The sequence below is a fragment of the Mycobacterium sp. E3298 genome, from assembly GCF_001666895.1.
In the GTDB taxonomy this organism is placed as follows: domain Bacteria; phylum Actinomycetota; class Actinomycetes; order Mycobacteriales; family Mycobacteriaceae; genus Mycobacterium.
Window position 1 is genome coordinate 1 of the sequence record NZ_LZJB01000216.1, and the last position, 7062, is coordinate 7062.

A 7062-nucleotide genomic window follows, 5' to 3' on the forward strand; every position below is an offset into this window, starting at 1 on the left:
CCCGAATAGATCCAGCATCCGCACGACGTCGATCCGTCGGCACCCAGTTCGGTATACCCCGGCACGGGCTGGCCGGCCTTGGGGCCGCTCAGGTAACAGCCGCTGATCTCGGCCAGCACCGCGGTGGGGTCGGGCTCGCCGTGCTCGTCGGTGGGATAGTCCCAGGTCAGATCCAGCAGGGGGCGGTCGCGCGCGTCCGTGGAGCCGGCCAGCCGCTGGCGGATTCGCTTGCCCAGCTCGACGAAGAACTGCAACTCGCTCTGGCAGTCGCCGGGCGGCTCGACCGCCTTGTGCCGCCACTGCACCAGGCGTTGGGTCTGGGTGAACGAGCCGGCCTTCTCGACGTGCGTAGCCGCGGGGAAGAAGAACACCTCGGTCTCGATGTCCTCGGTCTTCAGCTCGCCCGAGGCGATCTCCGGACCGTCCTTCCAGAATGTGGCCGACTCGATCATGTTGAGATCGCGGACCACCAACCACTTCAGGTGCGACATGCCCATGCGCTGGAGGCGGCCGTGCGCGGATCCGACGGCCGGATTCTGGCCGAGCAGGAAGTAGCCGTCGACCTCGTCGTCGAGCATCGACATGACCGTTTGGTAGGTGCCATGCGGGCCGGAGAGCCGCGGCAGGTAGTCGTAGGCCCAGTCGTTGTCGGCGCGGGCGGCGTCACCCCACCACGCCTTGAGCAGGCTGACGATGTAGGTGTCCGCGTCGGCCCAGAAACCTTTCTGGTTCTTCGGTCCGACAGCTTCGATGTAGTCCCGGAAGGTGTCGTGCACACCGGCCTTGGGCATCGAGAGGTAGCCGGGCAGCAGGTTGAACAACGTCGGAATGTCGGTCGACCCTTGGATCGTGGCGTGCCCGCGCAGCGCCATGATGCCGCCCCCCGGGCGACCGACGTTACCGAGCAGCAGCTGCAGGATTGTCGCGGTGCGGATGAACTGGGCGCCGAGCGTGTGCTGGGTCCAGCCGACGGCGTACGCGAAGCAGGTGGTGCGCTCGCGCCCGGAGTTTTCGACGATGGAGCGAGCCAGGTAGTCGAAGTCCTCAGTGCTGATGCCGCACACGTCACGCACCATCTCCGGCGTGTAGCGCGCGTAATGTCGCTTGACGATCTGAAACACCGTGCGGGGGTGCTGCAGGGTCTCGTCGCGCTGCACGCGAGCGTGCGGCAGGGGTGGGCCGCCGCTACCGTGCGCATCGCCGGCAGCGCGAGCGGACGCGCTGGCGCCGTGCTCTTGATGGCGTTCGTCCTCTTCTTGACCGGCGTAGGCCCAGGTCGATGTGTCGTACTGCCCCGTCTCCGGATCGTAGCCGGAGAATAGGCCGTTCAAATCCTCTGTGTCCCGGTAATTTTCGTTGATCAGGGTGGCCGCGTTGGTGTACGCGACGACGTAGTCTTTGAACCACAGATCGCGAGATATGACGTGGTTGATCAGTGCGCCGAGCAGCACCACGTCCGAGCCGGCCCGGATCGGAATGTGCTTGTCGGAGACCGCCGACGTCCGGGTGAAGCGCGGGTCGACGTGAATCACTTTGGCGCCGCGCGCTTTCGCCTCCTCGACCCATTGGAACCCGACGGGATGACACTCGGCCATGTTGGAGCCCTGGATGACGATGCAGTCGGCGTTGGCCATGTCTTGCAGTGTTTGGGTGGCGCCACCGCGCCCGAAGGAGGTCCCCAGACCGGGAACCGTGGAGCTGTGTCAAATACGAGCTTGGTTCTCGATCTGAATGGCACCGGCGGCGGTGAAGAGCTTTTTGATGAGGTAGTTCTCTTCGTTGTCCAGTGTCGCGCCGCCAAGTGCGGCGATTTTCATGGTGCGCCGCAGCGGATGGCCTTTCTTGTCGATGTCCTGCCAGGCGTGGCGGCGGGCCTCGACGAAGCGGTCGGCCACCATGTCGATGGCGGTGTCTAGGTCCAGCGGCCGCCATTCGGTCGCCCGCGGCGCGCGGTAGAGCACGTGCAGCTGCCGGCCCGGCGAGTTCACCAGCTGCTCGCTGGCAGCGCCTTTGGGGCACAGGCGGCCTCGCGAGATCGGCGAATCCGGGTCGCCCTCGATCTGCACCACCCGCTCGTCCTTGACATACACCCGCTGCCCGCAGCCGACCGCGCAGTACGGACAGATGCTTTGCACCACCCGGTCGGCCGTCGTCGTGCGCGGCGTGACGGCGCGGGTCCGTTTCGAGGTGACCGCCGACCCGCGGCCGAGCTTGTCCCCCGACCGCAGCTGACGCACGACGGGCCACTCCAGGAAAAGCTTGCGCATAGCCATGGCCTCTACCCTAGTGCGCGCGCATGAAACCCCGCCGGCTCAACGAACCACGATCGTGTGCTCGCCGCGGGGCACCAGCTCACCGATCACGGTCGCGCCCGGAATCTCACCGGCGATCAGCAGCCCGCCCGACGTCTGGGCGTCGGCCAGCAGCAGGGCGTCCTCCTCGCCGACCCCGGACAAGTCGACGTGCGGGGCCACCCAGTCGAGGTTGCGTCGCGTGCCGCCGCTGACGTACCCCGCCGCCAGGGCCTCCCGCGCCCCGTCCAGATAGGGCACCGCCGCGGAATCGACGATGGCCGTCACCCCGCTCGCCCGCGCCAGCTTGTGCAGGTGTCCGAGCAACCCGAAACCCGTGATGTCCGTGGCGCATTCGATGCCGGCCGCCAGCGCCGCCGCGGATGCGTCGGCGTTCAGCGTGGTCATCACCTCGATCGCTTGCTCGAAGCGTTCGCCGGTGGCCTTGTGCCTGCTGTTGAGCACCCCGACGCCGAGCGGCTTGGTCAGTGACAGCGGCGTGCCGGGCTTGCCGGAATCGTTGCGCAGCAACCGCTTCGGGTCCGCGATCCCGGTGACGGCCAGGCCGTACTTCGGCTCCGGGTCGTCGACGCTGTGCCCGCCGGCGAGGTGGCAGCCGGCCAGGCCGCAGACGTCCAACCCGCCGCGCAGCGTCTCGGCCGCCAGCTCGAACGGCAGCACGTCGCGCGGCCAGCCCAGCAGGTTGACCGCCACCACCGGACGCCCGCCCATCGCGTAGACGTCCGACAGCGCGTTGGTGGCGGCGATGCGTCCCCAGTCGTAGGCGTCGTCCACCACCGGCGTGAAGAAGTCGGTCGTCGCGATCAGGGCCGTGTCGCGCTCGATGCGCACCGCCGCGGCGTCGTCGCCGTGGTCCAGACCCACCAGCAACTCACCGACCGGATCGCGCGGCGCGCTCACCCCCAGCCCGCGCACGATGTCCTCCAGCTCACCGGGCGGGATCTTGCAGGCACACCCGCCACCGTGGGCGTACTGGGTCAGTCGATAAGTCACGCGTCCATACTTGTCCCTATGGTCCGAGGAGGCGTGTCCGGTCTGGTGACCGGCGCGGTCTTCAAAACCGTCGAACGGCAGACGCTGCCGCTGGCGGGTTCGATTCCCGTCCGCCTCCGCCATACTTCTCCGAGCCAGGCATGAGCGACCCGCGCCGGCGGGTGCCGGGCACCGACACACTGCTGGCCGATCCGCGCCTGGCCGAAGCGCAGCGGGTGTTGGGCCGCGCCCTGGTCAAGTCCGTGATCGCCGAGGCGCAGCGGCGGGCGCGCGCCGGGGAGATCGAGCCCGAGCGCGTCGCCGAGCACGCCATCGCGGCACTTCCCAGCACCGCGTCGAGCCTGCGGCCCGTCATCAATGCCACCGGAGTGGTGGTGCACACGAATCTGGGCCGGGCGCCGCTGTCGCGGGCCGCCGTCGACGCGGTGGTCGCCGCGGCCGGGACCACGGACGTCGAGCTGGACCTGGCCACCGGCCGCCGCGGCCGTCGGGGGCGGGCCGCCCTGGCCGCGCTGGCGCGGGCGGTGCCCACCGCCGGCGGCGTGCACGTAGTGAACAACAATGCCGCCGCGCTGCTGCTGACGGCCTTGACGCTGGCGCCCGGCAAGGAGATCGTGCTCAGCCGCGGCGAGCTGGTCGAGATCGGCGACGGGTTCCGCATCCCCGAGCTACTGGCCAGCGCCGGATCGCGGCTGCGCGAGGTCGGCACCACCAACCGCACCAGCCTGCGCGATTACGCGGAGGCGATCGGGCCGCAGACCGGCTTCGTCCTGAAGGTGCACCCGTCCAACTTCCACGTCACCGGGTTCACCTCGGCGGTGTCCGTCGCGGAGTTGGCGAAGCTGGGTGTGCCCCTGGTGGTCGACATCGGCTCCGGGCTGCTGTCCCCACACCCCGTCCTGCCCGACGAGCCCGACGCCACGTCGACGCTGCGCGACGGCGCCGACCTGGTCACCGCGAGCGGCGACAAACTCCTCGGCGGCCCGCAGGCCGGCCTGCTGCTGGGCGACGCCGAGCTCATCGAGCGGCTGCGCCGCCACCCGGCGGCACGCGCGCTGCGCGTCGACAAACTCACCCTCGCCGCGCTGGAAGCCACCCTGACCGGCCCGCCCCCGCCGGTGGCCGAGGCGTTGGTCGCCGACCTGAGCGGATTGCGGGCCCGCGCCGCGACTTTGGCCGCCGCGCTGCCGGGCGCCGAGGCGGTGGATTGCGTCGCGGCCGTCGGCGGCGGCGGGGCCCCGGACGTGCGGCTGCCCAGCGCCGCCGTGAGCCTGCCCGAGTCGTACGCCGCCGCCCTGCGCGCCGCCAGCCCACCCGTCGTCGGGCGGCTGGAGGCGGGCCGCTGCCTGCTCGACCTGCGCACGGTTGCGCCCGAGGACGACGCGCTGCTGGCCGCGGCGGTGCGGGCATGTTCGTCCTAGCCACCGCCGGGCACGTCGACCACGGCAAGTCGACCCTGCTGCACCGGCTCACCGGCATGTGGCCGGACCGGCTGGCCGAGGAGCGGCGTCGCGGCCTGACCATCGACCTCGGCTTCGCGTGGACCGAGATCGGCGGCCGGCAGCTGGCGTTCGTCGACGTGCCCGGGCACGAACGGTTCGTGGCGAACATGCTCGCCGGCGTCGGCGCGGTGCCGGCGGTCGTGTTCGTCGTCGCCGCCACCGAGGGCTGGATGCCACAGTCCGACGAGCACCTCGCCGCGCTGCACGCCCTCGGGGTCCGCCACGGGCTGCTGGTGATCACCAAGGCCGACCTCGCCGACCCCGGCCGGGCCATCGAGCAGGCGCGCGAGAAACTCTCCGCCACCTCGCTTGCCGACGCTCCCGTCGCGCTCGGCACCGACCTGGAGCGGGTTCGCGCGGAGCTGCTGGCGCTCACCGACCGGCTGCCGGTCCCGGACCCGGACGCCGACGTGCGGCTGTGGGTGGACCGGAGCTTCACCGTCCGGGGCGCGGGCACCGTCGTGACCGGCACCCTGGCCGCCGGCACGGTACGGGTCGGCGACGAGCTGGAGCACGCCGGTGAGCGGGTGACGGTTCGCGGGGTGCAATCGCTGGGCCGCGACCAGGCGGCGGTCGGGCCGGTGGCGCGCGTCGCGCTGAACCTGCGCGGAGTCGACCGCCAGCACATCGGTCGCGGCGACACCGTCCGGACGCCGGGCGTATGGCTCGATGCGACGGAGATTGACGTCGGGTTGCGGTCGGCGGGGGCGCTGCACCGGCAGCTGGTGCTGCACGTGGGGTCCGCGGCCGTGCCGGTGCAGGTTCGTCCGCTGGGGGCGGGCTCGGCCCGGCTGCGGCTGGCGAGGCCCCTGGCGCTGCGCGTGGGGGATGTCGGGCTGTTGCGCGACGCGGGCGAACACCGGATCGCGGCGGGGATCGAAGTGCTCGACGTCCGGCCGCCTGCGCTGCGTCGTCGGGGCGCCGCGCGGGAGCGGGCGGCGGAGCTGGCGACCGGCCGGGCTCGCCCGCCCGCCTGCGCGCGGGCGACCGAACTTCGGGCGATGGGCCTGCCGCCGGTCGGTCAGCGGGTGGGCGACTGGGTGGTGGATCCCGAGTGGTGGGCCGGGCGGCGCGAGCGTGCGACCGCGGCGGTTCGGCTCTGGGCGGACGACCACGACGTCGCGGCGGGGATGCCGCTGGAGACGCTGCGGCAGCAGGCCGGGGTGCCCGCGGCCGAACTGTTGCCGACGCTGCTTGAGGGCACCGGACTGCAGGTGGCCGACGGGGTGGTTCGTTCGCCGGGTGCGGGCCTGCCGGCCCGCGTGGACAAGGCCGTTCGGACCGTCGAGGAGTGGCTGGCCGCCGAGCCCTTTCGGGCACCGGACGCCGACGAACTGGCCGAGCTCAAGCTCGGGCCCCGGGAACTGGCCGCGGCGGTGCGCGCCGGGCGGCTGGCCCGGATCGCCGACGGCGTCGTGCTGGGGGCCGGCGCGCTGGAGCGGGCGACGGGCATCCTCGCCGGGCTGCCGCAGCCGTTCACCGTCAGCGACGCGCGCCGCGCGCTGGGCACCACCCGGCGGGTGGCGGTCCCGCTGCTGGAGCAGCTCGACGCCCGCCGCGTGACCAGGCGGGCCCCGGACGGCACCCGGGTGGTGCTGGCTACAGCCGCTCCTTGACCGCCGCCGACAATCGGGCTCCGTCGGCCTTGCCGGCCGCGATCGCGGTGGCCGCCTTCATCACCAGGCCCATCTGCTTCATGCTCGGGCGCTCGCCGATGTCCTCGGCGACCTGGGCGATCGCCGTGTCGGCGACGTCGGCCAGTTCGGCCTCGGTGAGCGGCGTCGGCAGATATTCGTCGATGATCCGCGCCTCGGCGTGCTCGTTGGCGGCGAGCTCCCCGCGGCCGTTCTGCGTGTAGATCTCCGCCGATTCGGCCCGCTTGCGGGATTCCCGTGCCAGCACCTTGATCACCTCGTCGTCGGAGAGGTCCCTGGCCTGTTTGCCGGAGACTTCCTCGGTTTGGATCGCGGCGAGCAGTAGGCGCAGGGTCGCCGTGCGCAGCTTGTCCTTGCTCTTCATCGCGTCGGTCAGGTCGGCGCGCAGCCTGGATTTGAGTTCGGCCATGCCAGAGACGCTACGCGCCGACCGCCTGGCCATGATTGAGAAATGCCCGGACCACCGACAGGATGGAGCCCATGACGAACGACGGGCCCGCCCGCAAACAACGCGGAACACGGTGACCGCGCCGCGACCCGCTGGCACACTCTGCGTCATTGCCGTACCACCTCCTTTGCTAACCGGACAGGTTGAAGTTG

5 protein-coding genes and 1 tRNA gene are annotated in these 7062 nt (G+C 71.5%); 3 read left to right on the top strand and 3 right to left on the bottom strand.

Annotated elements, in window-relative coordinates; genetic code table 11:
• A partial coding sequence (locus A9X05_RS09930) for a molybdopterin-dependent oxidoreductase (protein WP_231975432.1) occupies positions 1–2273 on the bottom strand: 2273 nt, incomplete at its 3' end.
• 39 nt (positions 2274–2312) lie between these two features.
• Complete coding sequence (gene selD / locus A9X05_RS09940) at positions 2313–3305, bottom strand: selenide, water dikinase SelD (RefSeq protein ID WP_067754229.1); 993 nt, start codon at positions 3303–3305, stop codon at positions 2313–2315.
• Positions 3306–3332: 27 nt separating this feature from the next.
• Between selD and A9X05_RS09945 the strand changes: the two genes are divergently transcribed.
• From A9X05_RS09945 to A9X05_RS09955, 3 genes are all read left to right on the top strand, one after another.
• Positions 3333–3427 (top strand) — tRNA-Sec (locus tag A9X05_RS09945).
• Between the two features lie 18 nt (positions 3428–3445).
• Entirely contained in the window at positions 3446–4726 is a 1281-nt protein-coding gene (gene selA / locus A9X05_RS09950) for an L-seryl-tRNA(Sec) selenium transferase (RefSeq protein WP_067754225.1), read from the top strand.
• Positions 4714–6423: a selenocysteine-specific translation elongation factor gene (locus A9X05_RS09955; protein ID WP_067780979.1), complete on the top strand. Its 1710-nt coding sequence runs from the start codon at positions 4714–4716 to the stop codon at positions 6421–6423. Before selA ends, A9X05_RS09955 begins: the two co-directional genes overlap by 13 nt.
• On the opposite strand, the gene A9X05_RS09960 is transcribed toward A9X05_RS09955, so the two are convergent.
• Entirely contained in the window at positions 6407–6871 is a 465-nt protein-coding gene (locus A9X05_RS09960) for a GatB/YqeY domain-containing protein (RefSeq protein WP_067780984.1), read from the bottom strand. The genes A9X05_RS09955 and A9X05_RS09960 overlap by 17 nt on opposite strands.
• Positions 6872–7062 lie beyond the last annotated feature (191 nt).

Coding starts and splice junctions, on each gene's coding strand:
- selA (WP_067754225.1), top strand. CDS start 3,446: ATGAGCGACCCGCGCCGGCGGGTGCCGGGCACCGACACACTGCTGGCC.
- A9X05_RS09955 (WP_067780979.1), top strand. CDS start 4,714: ATGTTCGTCCTAGCCACCGCCGGGCACGTCGACCACGGCAAGTCGACC.
- A9X05_RS09960 (WP_067780984.1), bottom strand. CDS start 6,871: ATGGCCGAACTCAAATCCAGGCTGCGCGCCGACCTGACCGACGCGATG.